Annotated in this window: 11 protein-coding genes; 3 read left to right on the forward strand and 8 right to left on the reverse strand. The window is 61.2% G+C overall.

All coding sequences use genetic code 11. The features are described from left to right. Nucleotides 1-67: 67 nt before the first annotated feature. The 8 genes from WKC72_RS41365 to WKC72_RS41400 form a co-directional block, all read right to left on the reverse strand. Nucleotides 68-574, reverse strand: coding sequence for a hypothetical protein (locus WKC72_RS41365; RefSeq protein ID WP_370185104.1), 507 nt, complete (start codon nt 572-574; stop codon nt 68-70). Then, nucleotides 558-1,532 carry a hypothetical protein gene (locus WKC72_RS41370; RefSeq protein ID WP_370185106.1) on the reverse strand — a complete coding sequence of 325 codons (975 nt, stop codon included), beginning with the start codon at nt 1,530-1,532 and terminating at the stop codon, nt 558-560. The genes WKC72_RS41365 and WKC72_RS41370 overlap by 17 nt, the downstream gene beginning before the upstream one ends. 404 nt (nt 1,533-1,936) lie before the next feature. Beyond that, the gene (locus tag WKC72_RS41375; RefSeq protein WP_370185107.1) at nt 1,937-2,557 is read right to left on the reverse strand and encodes a hypothetical protein; all 621 of its coding nucleotides are present in this window, start codon (nt 2,555-2,557) and stop codon (nt 1,937-1,939) included. Nucleotides 2,558-2,870: 313 nt separating this feature from the next. Beyond that, nucleotides 2,871-4,184 (reverse strand): pentapeptide repeat-containing protein, encoded by a 1,314-nt coding sequence (locus WKC72_RS41380; RefSeq protein WP_370185109.1) that lies wholly within the window; start codon nt 4,182-4,184, stop codon nt 2,871-2,873. Nucleotides 4,185-4,654: 470 nt separating this feature from the next. Continuing rightward, nucleotides 4,655-5,911 (reverse strand): IS256 family transposase, encoded by a 1,257-nt coding sequence (locus WKC72_RS41385; RefSeq protein WP_370180023.1) that lies wholly within the window; start codon nt 5,909-5,911, stop codon nt 4,655-4,657. 229 nt (nt 5,912-6,140) lie between these two features. Continuing rightward, nucleotides 6,141-6,995 carry a hypothetical protein gene (locus WKC72_RS41390; protein WP_370185110.1) on the reverse strand — a complete coding sequence of 285 codons (855 nt, stop codon included), beginning with the start codon at nt 6,993-6,995 and terminating at the stop codon, nt 6,141-6,143. A 274-nt stretch (nt 6,996-7,269) separates the two neighbouring features. Then, nucleotides 7,270-8,004, reverse strand: coding sequence for a hypothetical protein (locus WKC72_RS41395; protein ID WP_370185112.1), 735 nt, complete (start codon nt 8,002-8,004; stop codon nt 7,270-7,272). Then, complete coding sequence (locus WKC72_RS41400) at nt 7,925-14,197, reverse strand: hypothetical protein (protein ID WP_370185114.1); 6,273 nt, start codon at nt 14,195-14,197, stop codon at nt 7,925-7,927. The genes WKC72_RS41395 and WKC72_RS41400 overlap by 80 nt, the downstream gene beginning before the upstream one ends. Nucleotides 14,198-14,824: 627 nt before the next feature. Between WKC72_RS41400 and WKC72_RS41405 the strand changes: the two genes are divergently transcribed. The 3 genes from WKC72_RS41405 (at nt 14,825) to WKC72_RS41415 (ending at nt 15,576) form a co-directional block, all read left to right on the forward strand. Continuing rightward, nucleotides 14,825-15,070: a DUF6308 family protein gene (locus WKC72_RS41405; protein ID WP_370185116.1), complete on the forward strand. Its 246-nt coding sequence runs from the start codon at nt 14,825-14,827 to the stop codon at nt 15,068-15,070. Then, entirely contained in the window at nt 15,045-15,260 is a 216-nt protein-coding gene (locus tag WKC72_RS41410) for a DUF6308 family protein (RefSeq protein WP_370185118.1), read from the forward strand. Before WKC72_RS41405 ends, WKC72_RS41410 begins: the two co-directional genes overlap by 26 nt. A gap of 94 nt (nt 15,261-15,354) precedes the next feature. Beyond that, nucleotides 15,355-15,576: a hypothetical protein gene (locus WKC72_RS41415; protein WP_370185120.1), complete on the forward strand. Its 222-nt coding sequence runs from the start codon at nt 15,355-15,357 to the stop codon at nt 15,574-15,576. Nucleotides 15,577-16,254 lie beyond the last annotated feature (678 nt).

Consider the following 16,254-nt stretch of genomic DNA (forward strand, 5'->3'; position numbering starts at 1 on the left):
TGATAGGGGCTGCCGTATGACCCACCGGTACGAGAACATCCGGGAACCGGTGACTACACCACCAGAGTCACGGGCGGGCGAGTTGTTTGTAGGCGGAATGTACTCGCTTGACGCACATGAAAATTGTCAGCACTAGGTGCAGTCCGAGTCCCGTGAGAATGGCCGACAGCCATACCGGCGCACCTGCGTCTTTGTCACCGACGTTGATGGCAACAACACCGACGGTTGTCGTGACGACGCCCACGACGACTGCATAGTTGACGTTGGCGAAGAGTTGGTCGACCAATCGCATCAGGAAGCCGGTTCGGTTAACGCCGTCGGACTTGAGCTGAAGCCGGAGCTGGAAGACGAAGATCACTAGTCCAAAGAGGAGGGCGGTGAAGACGGAGAGTCCGCCGAGCACTCCTGACACATCTTTCAATCGAACGTCGAACCACGCGATCAGTGCGGCCGCGAACGCGGGTCCACCGATGAAGATCAGGTAGTCGGGCAGGTGCATGCCCCCACTGCTGTCGTCCCGGAAGGTGTCGAAGTGATCCCGTATTGTTGGCGCAACACTAAGTTTGCTGCCCACTGGCATTCACCAACCTCGTGTCGAGTTGCGCCTGAGTCCACGTTCCGATTGCATCTGCTGGGGACCAGTCTATGCCGAGCCGGTCGAACAAGTCTTCGGCTTGCTCGAGGGCGAAGGTGCGGATCCGATGATCGGTCCAGACGTCCTCTCCGTGGTCGCTCAGCGGGTAGCTGATCGAGGGACGCTTCTCTCTGCCCAGTACGAAGGTCTTTCTCTGGTTGTTTCCCTCGAGGGTGACCTCCGTCTCGTCGGGTTCCTCGTCATGGGAGAACTGCAGTAACTGACCGGCGTGGAGGTCGCCGTTGACCAGTTGGTCGTACACCCAGCGCGGAAGCGACTTTGCGCCGCGGGGAGGCAGAAGGGTGTGCGCGAGCTCGCCGAGCGGTTGAGTCTGCAGCGTGACATCGCTACGGTCCGACAAATCCTTCGATCGCCGATGAGTGTAGGCGCTCACCCTGACCAACTTTGCGTACTTGAGCCACGCTTCGCTCTCGACGAGTGACTCAGTTTCGAGGATCAGGTCGGGGTACGCAGTCTTGAACTTGGCTGCGAACAGCTCGAGGATGCGCAGCACGCCCGACTGGTTCGCGGAGCGCTCGGTGAACAGGAGCGCGCTTGTGCCGGGACTCGGCAGCAGAAACACTCCGTGCGTGACCACGGACGTCGCGTCGTCCTTGCTGAATCGACCTGATTCGACCATCGTGTGCACGTTTGTGATCGCCCCGGTTTCCCCGTAGCGCCCCACGTCGACCGCCATGGTGATGGTCCGCCCTTTCGGGCTGACAGCATGCACATTTGCGAAGCTCTCGGTTGTTGCTTTGAGCAACTTGTCCGGGGAGACATCGGCGGCGAAGCCATGAAACAGGTGCAGTAGATCCGAGCCATCGGGAAGGGTCGTCAGATCCTTCAATTCCTTCCGGTTGCCTCGTGGATGGACCCACAGGCGGGTGACTGTCATGGTTCGCCTTGGCATGGGCTGTCCTTACTTCTCGTTCCGATACTGGCACCTGCGTGTTGGCGGCGTTGAGCGCTCACATCTGTGAGTTCGAATCTTCCGGCTTACGGGCATTGCTCCCACGTACCCCGGCCGTGTTACACCTTGACGGCGCAGGACATGCCGGTTGCCCCAGCAAGATCGCGCCGACTATGGCCGTGGTGGCCATCAGATTTCGCTTCGCGGGCCAGGGGGTCGCGCGTCCGGGGAGTGGCGGTTATCGATAGTGCGATTCGCCGAGGCTCATTGCTAGCCGTCCCACCGACTACGAACCCGCTGACATTTCCGGGTCACGAGCCGGCCGGGGAGGTGGTGATGTCATACGAGTATCAAACCAGACCAGGGCGAACGACTTGCGGGCCTACCCATTACAGCTTCCACTCCCAGCCTCCATCGGACATGTGAGGAACGAACATGACCGATGTTGTGTCCCGTGGAATGTCGAGCACGATGAATCCCTCGTACTTCGACGCCGGCGCCAGTCGGTCAGGGAACGTGCCGTCAGACTGATCGCAACCGTAGGTCGGTGTCGTCGCAATGCGCGACACCGTGACACCTGCCGCCGTCACGGCAGAGAAGGAGTTCGGATTCCACATGCCCGAATAGGGGTCCATCTGCGCGTCCGTTCGCGTCTCCACAGCGACGGGAAGCGCGATGAGGCGGCCGTTCTCGATCGGATACTGCCCCGAGCATCCAGTTGCTTCGATCGGAGCACTCACCACGAACTCGACATCGCACGGATTGTCGCTCGGCTTACAACCCAGTCCAGACCGCTGCCCGAACTGCTTGTCGATCGCTCCACGAACATTCTGCGGAGGTGCGACACTGCTCGTCGCGGTGTGCGGTGTTGGCGCCGGAGTATTCGCAGATGCTACGTCAACAGAGTTGGTGCTCTTCTGGCTTCCCACCGCATAGCCGACACCGAAACCGCTGGCGAGGAGTACGGCGGCGATACCCACCACCCCTGCCGCGACTGCTCTGATGTTCATGCGCGGATTAGAGCAGGAAAATTCGACGTTCGGTATAGGCCGATCAGCTGAAACCGCATGTAACACCAATTCCCTGATCTGTCGGTCTACCTTTGACGAGGTACGGGACTCGTCAGAACGACGCGCTCCGTTGGACGACGATGCGGAGCACTTCCGCAGCAATACGGGCAGCCATCGATGTCCGGTTCAACGCCGACCTCGATCAAGCCACCTGCCCGCAAAGCGGTTGCTGGGCCGGAAGGCGAGCCCAATAACCAGGACTGATCGCCGAGCTGAGTACTGGTGCCCCGGGCACAGTCCGGGGCACCACTACTCAATCTGTGCTGGGAGTCGACGCGGACAGTTCGTCGGCAGGCGGATGCTGTTTGCCGTCGTCGGCGGCCTGCGTTCGTCGCGGGGTTCGGATCCCCTTTGCTTTGGTGGTGTCTACTCCCTCTAGGTCGAGCGCATCGATATCCACCAAGGTGAAGTCCGCGTCGTCAAGGGTGGCGCCGGTGAAGAGTGTTGTTCCATCGACTTTTGCGCCTCGCAGACTCGCATTGGTGAGGTCCGCGCCGCCGAACTCTGCACCCTGAATCTTTGCCCCCGTGAGCGACGCACCCCGCATATCAGCGGTATAGAACTGTGCCCGCTTGAGGTTCGATCCAGACATTCTCGTTGAACGAAGGTTCGCGGCATCAAGCCGAGCGTCGGATAGGGTCGCTCCAAGAAGATTCGCAAAGCTGAGATCTGCATTCGCAAGATGGGTCCCGGTCAGATCTGCGTTGGGTAGACGCGTACTAACCAAATCCGCGCTGTCCATCGGCAGATGCGCGAGTTTTGCGAAACTGAGGTCCATCTTGCGGAGCGAGATGCCCCGGAGATCGATAGCGACCTTTTCCTTCGCGGCCTGTCCATCGTCGTCCGGAAGTGCGAGGGGAGCTTCGGCCGAAGCGACTCGACTCAACCATTCCAGTGCAGCCTTCCGAACGTCACGATCCGTCTCAAGGAAACTGGCGTCAGCCTCCCAGTCGACGACTTCGCCTGTTGCAGAGTCAGTCTCAACGTTGATGCGGGGGACGCTTCGCAAGTACGAGCACAAGAGGTCGATGCAAACCTGTCGTTGCGTGTGATCACCCCGCGAGTGCCAATCATCCCCAAGGGCTGCAATTGCGTGAACACCGCCGAGCCTGATTGTTGGTCGGTTCTGATCTGCTAGCTGTTCGACAGCTTTCGTGTACCGATCGTGCAGCGCGGCGATGCGATCGGCGTCCTGCTTGGCGCGTTCAAGTTCAAAGTTTTCTTCGGTCGTCTGAACCTGAAACCAGTGAGCCTCCTCGGTGGATCTTTGTCGCCGATAGCCCAGGATTATCACGGTTACCGCGCCGACAGAGGCGACAGCGATTGCAGAAGACCGTGCAATCGGAAGGGCTTCGCCGTTCTCCAGCGCCGACGCGACGGGTACTCCGTCTGGAGTCATCATCTCGGCCTGGGCATACGAGGCCCCGAACCAGAGCGCAATCGAGGCAATCGCGCCCACGATGAGGCTGGAGACCAGCCCTGGACCGGTTTCTTGAACCTTTGCTGGCTGATTCCTCGACGTGGTGCTTGGACCACTGTTGTCGTTTACCGGTTTCGACTTCTTCACCTGTCTCCTCATTTTTCCTATGTGGTAGAGAGAAATCTACAGGGCGAATCAGTCGCTGCGCCTTCCCTACCTCAAGTTGCCGAATCGTTGCCAGTGGTACCGCAAACACATCGAGCAGCGGCCTGATCGACTTCGACGATTGGCGCCACGACGCGAACGTTGCAGCACTGGAGGGCTGCATGGGGCGGGTTACTTCCGCGTTCGGTGTGGAATTGATCGAACTGGGGTTGCACGGTTTCCTCCGCCGAGATGTGCAAGGGCATCTTCGAGGATCCGGCGATCTCCGACGTTCCTGACTCGATTGCTTGACCTGAAACGGGGTGAACGACGCTACGTCACGCGCAACCTCACCCACTCGACTCCCTTGGCGTACCCATTCCGTTCACGAAGCCGGAGGATAGCGTCCCACGGAATGGTGTAGTTCGGATCGGTGAACCATCTGGTTCGTGATCAACGAGTCGTGTTGTAGGTTATGCGGGTTCGAGTTCTGGTGTCAACGATTGTGCCGGTGTCTCGGCGGTTGCGGCGCGTTGTTTGGCAGCGATGACCACTTTGAGTTCGTCCATGCTGACGTCGGAGACGTACCGGCGGGTGACTTGCCACTCGTCGTGCGCTTCGATCACCACCGCCGTCGCCAGACGTAAGAATGCGGCCGGGTTCGGGAAAATTTCGACGACATCGGCTCGTCGTTTGATTTCCTTGTTGAGCCGTTCGATCGGGTTGTTCGACCAGACCTTCTGCCAATGCGCCCTCGGAAACCCTCGAAACGCCAGTACATCCTCCTTCGCTTCGCGCATCATCGACGCCACCTTCGGAAACGACTCAGCCAACGTGTCCGCAACCTGGTCCCATTGCTTGGCAACAGCATCGGGTTCGGTGTGCGCGAAGATCGTCTTGATCGCCGCCATCACCGGCGGCACATGCTTCGACGAGACCACCGATCCCACGTTGCGCATGAAATGAACCCGGCACCGCTGCCAGGAAGCGCCGGTGAACTGCTGGGCTACAGCAGCTTTCAAACCTGCATGCGCATCGGAGATCACCAAATGCACCCCCGACAATCCCCGTGCCCGCAGGCCGACAAGGAACTCGCGCCAGAAGTCGAACGATTCGCTGTCTCCGACCGCGGTGCCGAGCACTTCCCGGGTGCCGTCGATCGAGACCCCGGTGGCCACCACGAGGGCATGAGAGACCACGTGCGCGCCGATCCGGACCTTGCAGTACGTCGCGTCGAGGAAGATGTACGGAAAGCTCGTGTGGGTCAGCGTGCGCTCCCGGAACCGGGCGATTTCGGTGTCCAACCCGGCACAGATTCGTGACACCTGCGATTTCGAGAGCCCCGACTCGACGCCGAGTGCAGCGACGAGGTCGTCGACGTTGCGGGTGGAGACACCGTGGACGTAGGCCTCCATGATCACCGCGTACAGGGCCTGATCGATGCGCCGCCGGCGTTCGAGCAGGCTGGGGAAGAATGACCCTGATCGCAGCTTGGGGATCTGGACTTCGACGTCCCCGCTGGTGGTCGCGACGGTCTTGGGCCGGGTGCCGTTGCGGTAGTTGGTGCGCTCGGCGGTGCGTTCGTAGCGGCCGGCGCCGAGTACCTGGGTGGCTTCGGCGTCGATCAGCGCCTGCAGGCCGGTGCGGATCAGTTCGGCGAACACGCTCGCGGGATCGGCACCCTTGAGTGCATCGAGCTGGGTGATCAGGGCAGAATGGTCGTGGGTCATCGCGTGGTCCTTTGGTCGAGTCACTGTGGTAGGTAACTCGTTCATCACTACGCGATGGCCCACCCATAACTCGGCCACGACACGCCCGAGCTGCGGCTACGCTGCCTCACCGAATTCCCACCACTCCGCGGGACTTACCCAGCCGGAGCGCCGCGCTAACGATCCGCGAGAGCGCAGAACCTGCTCAGATGAGGGCATTGATGTGATGGTCCGTGTGGGTGGCCGGGCGTTACGATGATCCGAGTATCGCTGAGCCTGTGTTCGGTGCTGTTGTGTAGGACAGCTTGATCACTTTGCCGTCGTTCTGGCTGGTGACGTATACGCTTCCGGCGTCGTCGACGGCAACGGCGGTCGGTGAATTTAGGCCGGTGAATGGCAGTGTCGTGATGGAGTTGTCGGTGGCACCGAGTTTGAGGATCCGATTGTTGACACTGTCGGCGACGTAGACGTTGTTTTGGGAGTCGACAGCGACACCGGCCGGGTAGTGCAGGTCGGTGAAGGGCAGTGTGGTTTCGGACCCATCCGGAGCGACTCGAACGACTCTGTTGTGTGTGTTATCGGCGATCAGGATGTCGCCGTTGGGTGCCACGGCGACGCCGCGGGGATCCCGTAGTCCATCGATGGGAAGGGTGGTTGCGGCCGTATCATTGGCTCCGAGCTTCTCGACTTTGTTCCCGAAGATGTCCGTGACATAGATGGTCCCGGCGTCGTCCACTGCGACGCCTCCTGGGCGAACCAGATTGTCGAATGGCAAACGGTGGACACTGTTGTCGGCGATAACCAGTCGAAGGACCTGTCGATTGACGCTGTCGGCAACGATGACGTCTCCGTTGGTGGCGACTGCGACGCCGTCCGGTTTGAGCAGGCCTGGAATGGGGAGGGGTGAGGAAATGATTCCGTTCTTCGCGATCTTGAGAACTTGGTTGCCGTAGTAGTCAGCCGCATAGACGTGTGTCGAGTTGACGGCGACACCCAAGGTGGTGGCGCCGTCGGCGCGGTGAAGGGTCGTTTGTGTTGGTGCCGGGTCGGCGGATGCTCTCTGCGGATCGGCGATCGCAACGCTGAGAACGACGAGGGCGATCACCCCGAGAGCAATGTTGTGCCACCGTGTGGAGTATGGTCGCCTGTCAGGTCCGGCAGCGCGCAAGTGATGATTCATGTTGTGCCCCTTCTTCAGTTAGCGGAGTGATGGTTCGTGTTCGATTGGCTGAGCGCTCGCTACCGATGTTGATGCCATCGAGACAGTGCATGCGACATGACCCTGCACTCTCCTTGTCGCTCCGAGCTCCGACACGGCCGCCGACCACGTAATCGTTCGGGACGGCCTTCGATCGATCTTCTTCAATTCCGGGATGGGATTATGTCTTGCTTTCTTGAAGAGCAGCTTTCGCTTGGGTGCAGACTTTGATCATTTCGTCGAGCGCTTGGATCGTAGCGTCGGTTGGTGAGTCTTCCTCTTCGAGAGCTTCTTCGAGGGCTTCTTCGGTGAGTTCGGCCGGTGAGTTCCTCCGTTGCATCCGGCGCAAAATCGAAAGATAGCCGGGTTCTTCGTCATTCAGGTGTGCGGCTGCGTCGATCCATCTTCTTTCTCGCTGTTCTGCGATGGCGGCTGCTTCGACGATGAAGGTTCGGACAACATCGCGTGCCGTCGTCTCGAGTTCGCAGGCGGACCGAAGTAGGTTGTTGGACAATAGATCGTCGTGACCGGGTTGGTTGTCGTCGCGGAAGTGGCTGTAGAAGCTCCACTCGGGATTATCGGGGGAGAGGCGTTCGAGTGTTCGGTACAGCGGCTCGAACGAGGCCATCGGCGGCCGGCGTGACGGGAAGTGGGTGCGGTGTGCCCACAGTCGTTCGATCTCTTGGGCGCATTTCTGTTGGAGTTGGGGGCGGTCAGCGGGTTCGGCTGTTTCGACCTGGGTGATGAGCTCGGCGATGTAGTGGGCCATCCATCTGCCGAGGCGATCGTGTGAGTCGAGCTCAGCGGCGAGTTCTTGCCCGAGCGAGATGGTGCGCTCAGTGCTCGAACCAGTCTCCGTGGTTGTCGAGGATGAATACTTTGAAGGAACGATCGAATGGGGTGTCGTCTTCGTCATCGGTATGGACCCTTTTTCCGGAGGAATCGTGGCGGGAGCGGTCGATGGTCACTTTGACAATGAGGTTCATCCCGGTCTCATTCAACACCGTCGACAGAACTTGCCTGTCACAGGCAAGTCGGCTGCCGCCAGATCCGGTCACCCGACCGTGCCCGTGGTCGATCTCGTCGTTCCAGACAGTGCTGACGAACGCCGGAGTGGCTGACGTGGGGGTGTTCCAGATTCTCTCGTCGGCGTCGCTGCTCAGCTCGAGCAAATCCCGGATGTGGTCGGCTGGACGTGGGACGGGAAAGGCGATTCTGCCGTTGAGCGGATCGGGTGCGTCGAGTTTGAGATCTCGGGTGTTGTCCCTGATCCATCCCTGGAGTTGGTATCCATCAGTGGACAGTTCGTCTACGTAGGAATTGCCGGTGGAGGGGAGTCCGTGGTCGTACGAACTGTTGGCGGTCTGCATGGCCGCCAGGAGGGACATGCTTCGCTCACGGTTGACGAGCGCACTTCGGATGCTCGTGGTCTCACCTGCATTTGTCACCGTTTGGGTGGCGTCTTGCCACACCGTGATGAGTTCGCTTGGGCCGGGGGTGAGCAGTTCGACGAACGATCCGGAGTGAACTCGCCACTCCCAATCGTCCTCCGCTGTTGCGAGTTCTGTGACGGAGTGCTGATCGGGTGGGGTGGCGTCACGGCGATCGGCCAGCCACCGACCATCGCGGCGCGTGGGCAGCTGGTCGGTCAACCAGTCGGTGAACTCGTCCACTTCCTGGTAGGAATCTTGGTACACATCGGCGGTGTCGATGAGTTCGCCGGCGGCGGTCATCAGGGCGTGCATGGCCAGGTAGAAGTTGAGGTCGTGCACTGGGGGGCGCTCGTACTTGTAGAAGGATGTTTTGCTGTCGGCGAAGATGTTGAGCGCGTGTCGCGGATCCTGGTTGGCACGGCCGTTGTGGTGATGCGTCCATCGCTCGGTGATGATTTCGCTGCACCGCCGTTCGAGCTCGTGTGGGTTGGCGCCGAAACACCTCGCCAAGGGCTCGATCCAGTACTCGCTGAAATCCATTCTGAAGTGGAATTCGACATCGGGACGGTTCACGTAGGTTTTCTTGGCATGCGGTCGTTCGTACTGGGGAAGGTGGATCGGCTCTCGCGACGGCTTGTTGATCCTTTCGAGGACGGTTCGATCCTCTCGGGTCAGTTCGATGACGTCGTGGGTGTGCATGCTCAGCAACGCGCGGCGTGCGGACTCGCGGAACAAGACATGGCGTTCATCGCCGAGTGCGGTTGTACGTAGCAGGTGTTCGAAGGGATGAATGTGGGCGGGGTGAGTGCTCGCGACACGCTCGATCGCCAGGAGAAGCCGGTGCCGGGCGTGCATGTCGTAGAAGGTGAACCGTCGATCGGCGAACGCTGTTACCTGCAATTGCGATGACGTCGCGAAGGTGCACAGTGCGGCGAGTTCGTCGTCGAGCCCGATCGTCCCCATCAGTTTCACTGCATGGGCTGCGAGCCAGCCGATCTTCTCGTCCGGGCTGCCGAGCGCCGACCAGAGGTAGCCGGCAACGCATGTTCCGAGAGCTGTTGGTGGTCGAAGTGTTTCGGACCAGTTCCCGTCGGCGGTGGTGTCTGTGATGAGGTAGGACAGGTCTCCAACAGCTACGTCGAAAGCCTGTAGTGCCTGTTCCGGAGTCAACTGTTCGGCGAGGTTGCCGGCCAGCGCGAAGCATTCCTCGCTGGAGAGATAGTCATCGCGACTGCCGAGGTCGGCGTACGCCAGATCGAGGAGGTCGTCGACTGTCCGACCCGAGAGCACGGATAGCGGTTGTAGCGCGGACGGACCCCAGGACTGGGTGGCGATCTCTCGCGAGAAACGGCGCACCCCGGTGTCCACGAGGTTCTGGCCCGCGGCGCGAGCCGCGGCCGTCAGATCGGTGACCTTCAGCAGTTCGTCGACAAAATTCCGGTGGTCGTACCAGCTGAAATGAGTGTTCGCGGCAAACGTGGCAATCCCGCCAGCCCAGGAACGGCGAGGCCGGGACAGTACCTCCGAAGCGAGGTCGCCTGCGGTATATGCGCGGCGTGATTGTTCACACAACTCGCGGGCACGGTCCATCCCTGCTGGTTCCGTGAGGTCGAGGGTGCGGATTTCGGTGAGGGCGGTGTCGTGGCGTTGGTCGACGGAGTCATTGCCGGCACCGAACAGTGGCGAGAACCCAGTGGGAGCGGTGGGCGGCGGTGAGTAGGGGTTGCGGACCTCCGCGGCATACACGGTGTGCCCGAGGTCGAGGCGCAGTTCTTCCGCTAGTGCGTCAAGTTCCTCGAAGAAAGCCGGCGGATGCTGTGAAGGGCGGTCGTGGTCGCTGATCGCATCCAGCACCTGCTGCGGAGACGCTGCCGACCGCAGCGCGCGACTGAGTATCGGCATGAGAGCCGTGTCCGGTGCGAGCGGTGTCAAGGCCAGTGCCGCAACGGGGACATCGTGGAGAGGGCTGTCCGGGTGATTGAGGAGGCCGTCCATGATTCTCGACTGGTATCCGACATCGCGGTCTCGCCATCTCGCCGCGGTCGCGATCGCTGACCGCCTACTGAGGCGGGAAATGATGCGAATGCCATCGCTGAAGTCAAGAGCGTCGCCGGTATACGGATACAGAGCCTCGATCAACTGGGTCATTCTGTAGGCGCGCTCGTCGGAGTCGCCCGACTGTGCCGCAGGTGACGCGAAGGCGCTGAGAGACGAAATCGTCCTCCACCTGACGTGGGCGTCGTCGCCGATCAGGTCGGCGGTATCGAGTGCCTTCGCCCAGTATTGTTCAGCCTCTGCCTCGTCGGCCGCACGGAGCGCTCGGGCGAGCCTCACGAAGTGCTCGGTGCTTTCGTCGGCACTCAGCTGCGCAGCGCCTATCTTCTCGGCGGCCAGGCTCGCGGCAGGGTAGAACACAGACTCCAGCTGCTCGGCTCGCCCACAGAAGCGCACTATGTCCACGAGCGTGTCAATCGGCAGGGAACCGCGGATCTGGTCCAGCCATCTTGTGTATGCAGCGAGGGCCTCCTGGTGGGGGTGCTCGCTGAGAAGTTCCGCGCCTAACCGACTAACTTCGCGGAGATAGACATATGGTGTGCTGTCTCGCGACCAAGGTCGCGTATCGGCCAGCTGCTCGAACAGGGTGCCCAGTTCGGTGTCGTGGCCGCATGAGGAAGTCGCCCACGCCGATATCCATGGCACTAATGGGACAATGTTGTCCGTGAATTCGGTCTGCTTGCCCGATCGGCTGGGCTTCTCGCCGCGTAGCACCTTGGCGAGATCCTCGTGCGCTAGTTCGACAGCGTCGAGCTCGCTACCCCGCAGCAGCGCTCGCAGCCCCCAGCCCTTCAGAGTCATCAGGCGGTCGCTGCCGAGCCGTGACTCGATTCCACGCGGAGCTTCGGCGGGCAGGTAGAGGTCAAGGATCCTGAGGGCATCCGTATCGTCGATCAACTGGTGCCGTTTCGCAGAGACGAGAGCACCTACGGCAGCCGCGATTCCGTGGTTCGGTTCCCCGTAACGGAGTGAAGGAAGGTCTAGCGGCCCGACCTGGTTTCGTAGCGTGGTGATGGCCACCGATGTTCCCGGACGGTCGAGGAGAACACCGGCGTGTGCGGCTTCCGCGGTGATGGCAAGTTGGAGATACGCGAGGTCGGCAGATGCTTCGAGCAGACGGTTCAGTTCATCGATTCGGCCGCCGTCGATCAACCGCCGGGCGACGATGCGACCGGGGTGGAATACGGCGTCTGCCGGCTCCCAGCGGGCGAAATAGTCCGCGCATTGCTGAGGATCTTCGGTGTTCAGGACGCCGAGCGCGCTTTCGGCAATGTCATCAGGCTCGATGTCATGGTCGTCGTGCAGTTCGGCGGGGAGCCTTGTCCAGGCTTGCATCCAACTGAGTGCGCTGCGAAGCCGGTTGCGGGCGGCCGACTGGGTGGCGGTTTGCGCAGACAGCAGGGCGCCTTCGTAGGCGAGGTTCGCCCCCGGCCACTCTGGTCGCAGCGCACGGTTGGCGACGATGTCCTCGATCGACTGGCCGTCGAGATACACGCCGGCCAGGTCGGTGTTTGCAGTGATCAGCTTCAGGCGACGTGACTGCCCGGCCGACAGTGTCCCGGCCTTCAGCGCCAGACGGACAGCGTCGAACTTGCTGTTGGTTCTCAGTGCGGCATTGAGGGCGAAACGAAGTCGTTGAAACTCGATCTCTGCGCGTTCGATCGCATTGGAGTCGGGAAGGGCGTCGCTAGAGAGGGCAAGGGCGACTAGTTCATCGAAGCGGCCAGCATCCCAGAGTATTTGAGGAAGTGATGCCGCCACATAGGGATCTGTATCCGCCAGGGGGCGTAGGCGACCGACGAAGGAGTCAAGTGCTGAGTCGGTCGGTTTGTACTGATTCCTGAACCACGTCTCCGTCGGTTCGTCCCGAAACTGCAGGACGTCGGAATGTAGCAGCAGTGGTCGACCCAGATCGGACACGAAACTGCGGATGGTCGCCGGCTCGATGTCGTACAGGTGGGCGATTACCCGTACCGGGAGACGGGGCCGAAGTGATGCGAGGGCCTCACAGATGGCATCGATGTCCGTCACCGATGTGGTGGGATGTTTGTCCCGGATCCTGGCGATCGAGAGTTTGATCAGTTTGTCCAGCGCCTGCGCCGCAGGCAGTGGCCTCTCCCCGAGGAGGGACAAGCAGTCGTCGAGGGAGTCCGATTCACTCATGACCAAGGCTTGAACCCGAGGATTCGCCGCCGTGCGGTCGTGAAATTCGCTGGCGTCTGAGGTACTCACGCCGACGTATTTGCTCGCGAGGTGGGCCTCGGATTCGGTGACAGTGAATCCATGTAATTCGAGACGTGCGATATCCGGGGGCGGCTTGAGGCAGTCGATGCGTTCCGTGCGGCACAGCAGCACCAGTCGCACATTCTCAGGAACACGTTCACGCAGGATTCCGACAACGAACGATTCGGCGTCACCGAACTCTTGTGCCGCCATCACAGCGTTGTCCGCAGCGTCGACGGCGATCACAAGGAGACCACCCGGTGCTGCAGCCTCCACCGCTCGTGCGGCCTCACCTAGCCGCGTCAGAAACAAGCGCGAGTAGTCGGAGGCGGAAGCACTTGGGCTGGGTAACACGATGTTGCACAGTCCGCGGCTGGCCAACTCATTGCAGATCTGAATCATGCCCTGCCGGTGCTCATGACGGGGCTGGCTAGATCGTCGGTACCCGCCGGCGCCGAAGCAGTCATACGTGACGCACTGTGAACCGGGTGGAAGATACGAGGCGAGCGACGTGGCGAACACGGTCTTCCCGACTCCGCCCGACGCGTGCACGATGACATTCTCACAGCTAGCAACGATCTGCTCGGCGATCGTGGCGAACTCCGCCCGCTCAATCCGTGTCGGCGGCGCCTCGAACTGCGGGGGTGCAGGGAGCAACGAGCGCATGTCAGTTCCGAGTGCGGCGAGAACGTCGTCGATGCGTATTTCTGGCGATGACTCGAGCCGCGAAGTAGCCCGCATCGACACGATCTCTTTCAGGCGCAACGGTCCATCGACTGGAGAGTCGGGAAGTACGCTCGCGATATCGGACTGGAAGCTCTGGATAAGTGGCAGAAGGTTGGGTGCCCGGTTGTCGAACTGGAACGCTCTGCAGAAGAGCGTGCACTCCTCGTCATCGAGATTGAGGTACTTCTTCAGCAGAGAAACTTGGGTGGGATCGCGCGGAGCCTCACTTGCCTCGGCCACATCGTCAATCGCCTCGAGAACTTTTGCGGTCGGCACACGGTTGGTGACAAGCTCGAATCGAACCTTCGATACATCGTCGGCGTAATTGGCCCTGAGCTGGTGAAATCGCTTCGCGAAACCCGTAAGAGTCTTCTCGAGTTCGGACATCGTGATTTTTTGGTCGACACGCACGGTGGAGTGCTTGAGCTGCCGATAAACAATCGACATGGCGTCCGACAACACTTCAGAGCCCCGGTATTCCGCGATGTCAATGACTTCCAGCCCCCCACTGAGGTCAGTGCCATCGGAAGCCTCTGCTTGCGACACCCCCTCGATGGATACAGCGACGAGATCCGTCCCCGGACGAAGCATTTCCAGGCACTGGCGCGCAGCCCAGTAGTAGTGGAACTGGTCGCCATCGCGCGAAGCCCGTAGCAGGTCAGTTTCAGTCATCAGAGTTAGTAAAGCGTATGTGGGACACGACGATGACAGCGACTCGGTATTCGGCGCCTCTCGCTTGCCTGCATTGCGTGGCTTCGGTTTTCGCAGGAGACCGTTAGAACGAAGAGCTCAAGTTTGTCAATACTTCATCTGAATGAAATTCTCTTTCCCTGCTTCAGGGAGATGTCTGGAAGTGGCGCTGCCGCTGTTGGTGTCGGTGCAGTAGGCCGCCGACGGGTTCAGGTGGTGAGTTCGGTTCGTGCAGCGGTGAGGGCGGCGGCGCATTGTTCGTCGCGGGGATCGAACAGCAGATCCCAGCGCGTGAGTTCGCCGTGTCGATTTGTTGTCGGGATTGTGTACTGGTGGCGTTCGGTGTTGGGGGGTGGCCGGCCACCCGTCCCTGTTGTATGTGGTGGCGATGCGTTGATCTGTGGTGAACGTGATGACGACGTGGTCGGCCTCGGTGGCGATGTTCAGCAGTTCGAGCCGTAGCCGGCGCGCGAGCGGTGGCTGTTGGGGTGTGGGGGCGGGCCATCGGATGTGGTTGTGGAAGGTCACTGCGCCGCCCCGGCGGGCGTAGACGGTGAGCGCCGCCCCGATGGTGCTGGTGGGGTTCGTCAGCCACATCACCCGACATCGGTGCCGCCACCGGGTGACGGCGCGGCGGCGCTGAGTGCCCTTCTTGCGGCGATCGGGCCGGGTCGGGACTGGGGTTTGGACGGACCGGACCCGCTGGGCCCGGGTGGCCCGTCTGGGACCTGGAAACGGCCCTGTGGGCGTTGCCGGGGATCGGCCGGGATGAAGGCGACGAAGCTGATCGCCCGCAAACGTCCCCGGCTGTTCCCGATCTTCGGATGCGGTGGTCAGTGTCGTCCTCGGTGCTGAGAACCAACATCTGAATCCGGTGCGGGAGGCGCTGCGTGCCGACGACGGTGCCCTGCACCGCCGGCTGTTGAACATCCGCTCCCGCGCCGGTTTGGCGGAGGAGATCTCCGTGCTGCGGGTCTTTGATGTGATCGTGTGGATGGACGGCAGGGACCGGGGTCTGGGTCAGCGTGCTGACCTGGGAAGATGACACGTCCCGGGTCGTGGTGTCCGTAGTCGACCGGATATACACGGGAGCTGGATAGTGGGGGGTCCGTGATCCGGACGGGCCGACCCACGTGTGGGTGTTCGTCGACGGCAATCCTGTCGACACGGTGGTGAGTTGCGTCGATGCCGATGCCGATGCCGATGCCGATGCCGGTGCGGGTTGGGTGTGGGAGGACTGGTGCGAGCATCGGGACGAGATGCTCGCGAAGGCGTCTCCGGCGGTGCGGGAGGTGCTGCTCGAGGTGCTCGATGGTCCGCCGGGTGGGGTGTATGTGGAGGGCCGGGAGGATCGGCCCTGACTGGACTCCGAGCCCTAGCCCGCCTCGCCTCGCAGCGCGGCCCGCACCCGACCCCGGGGTGGCGGGCCGTGTGCTGTGTGAGGGGTGTGATGGTGTTGTGACCTGGTGTGATGACATGTCCCCGGTTTGTGATGTGGGGTCGCCGGCGATCTGTGTGGGAGTGCCGGGGCGAGGTGTCGGGGTGTCGGGGTGGGGCCGGCGCCGGGTGCCGGCGGCGCGCGGGTGTCCGTTTTGCCCGTTGTGGAATCCTGTTTGAAAGTTGTTGATCTGCAATATGTTTGAGTAATCAATTGTGCAATAACAGTTTACGAACGTTATGCACAAACGGGAGATTGTACGGTTCATAATTTGTTGTGAAGCAATAAGTTTGGATGTTTCTTGGTTTTTTGATTGTTTTGAGTTGGGGGAGGGTGGGTGGTATGCTGTGGGTATGACATGGAGCGGTGTGGGAAGGCGAGTGGGCGGCGGATCAGGCGCACCCCCTCGCGTCCCCAGCCTCGTTAGGGTGGTGGGGGACCGGATCGAACGTTCCGATCAAATATGCAGGTGAGAGCCTAATCTCGGAAAGGCAGAGGAGCGAAGCGACTCGATCGACGGCAACGGGAATCGGCGCACTGCGAGCCGCGCAGCGGCTCCCTGGCGGGGAGCGAAGCGACTCGCCCCGTCTCCCGGCGCGGA

Origin of the sequence: Rhodococcus wratislaviensis, assembly GCF_041228765.1 — a bacterium.
GTDB classification, from domain to species: domain Bacteria; phylum Actinomycetota; class Actinomycetes; order Mycobacteriales; family Mycobacteriaceae; genus Rhodococcus_F; species Rhodococcus_F wratislaviensis.

What these genes read in the sequence shown, in the direction of transcription:
- WKC72_RS41370 (WP_370185106.1), bottom strand. Translation starts at nt 1,532, where the DNA reads ATGACAGTCACCCGCCTGTGGGTCCATCCACGAGGCAACCGGAAGGAA.
- WKC72_RS41375 (WP_370185107.1), bottom strand. Translation starts at nt 2,557, where the DNA reads ATGAACATCAGAGCAGTCGCGGCAGGGGTGGTGGGTATCGCCGCCGTA.
- WKC72_RS41385 (WP_370180023.1), bottom strand. Translation starts at nt 5,911, where the DNA reads ATGACCCACGACCATTCTGCCCTGATCACCCAGCTCGATGCACTCAAG.
- WKC72_RS41395 (WP_370185112.1), bottom strand. Translation starts at nt 8,004, where the DNA reads ATGACGAAGACGACACCCCATTCGATCGTTCCTTCAAAGTATTCATCC.
- WKC72_RS41400 (WP_370185114.1), bottom strand. Translation starts at nt 14,197, where the DNA reads ATGACTGAAACTGACCTGCTACGGGCTTCGCGCGATGGCGACCAGTTC.